The organism is Pseudoalteromonas sp. AWM4_233 (assembly GCF_056158285.1).
This window is the reverse complement of sequence record NZ_JBSWSZ010000098.1, coordinates 1,540-2,215: the sequence shown is the minus strand read 5'-3', so window position 1 is coordinate 2,215 and position 676 is coordinate 1,540. Positions and strand designations below refer to the sequence as shown.

At 40.2% G+C, this 676-nt stretch carries 1 pseudogene; it reads left to right on the top strand.

Annotated features, from left to right (window positions below):
* Nucleotides 1-38 precede the first annotated feature (38 nt).
* Nucleotides 39-635, top strand: a pseudogene (locus ACXAC4_RS21105) (outer membrane protein assembly factor BamD); the annotation flags it as partial.
* Nucleotides 636-676 lie beyond the last annotated feature (41 nt).

Below are 676 nucleotides of genomic sequence, written 5' to 3'. Positions count from 1 at the left end.
AAGGTTAACGACGGTTAGATTCACCTCTTACACAGCACCTACTGGGTGCGTTAAATTCTCGTTATCCATTTGGTCCTCATGCACAGCAAGTACAAATGGATCTCGTTTTTGCCTATTACAAAACAGGAAACACTGATCAGGCACTTGCAACAATCGACCGCTTTATTCGTCTAAACCCAAATCATAAAAACTTAGACTACATGTATTTTATGCGTGGCTTAGTTAATATTCAGGCCGATAAAAATGCCTTTCAAGAATACTTCGGCATAGATAGAGCTGACCGTGATGCAAGTCGCACCCGTGTTGCTTTCCAAGATCTTTCAACTTTAGTAGATAGCTATCCTGAAAGCCCATATGTACCTGAAGCAAAAAAACGCTTAGTATGGCTTTTAAATAAAATGGCTCGTTACGAAATTAAAGTAGCTGAATATTATTTTGAGCGTGAGGCATATCTAGCCGCAGCTAACCGTGGTAAATATGTTGTGGAACACTTTTCCCAAAGCAGCTATTTAATCACAGCACTTGAGATAATGGAGAAAAGCTATGCCAAGCTTGGACTTGATGAGTTGAGCAAACATGCACAGCAGACGCGTTTATTAAACGAGCAACAGCGACAGGTGCTGTGTAAGAGGTGAATCTAACCGTCGTTAACCTTAGCAATTGGTAATGTTATTTA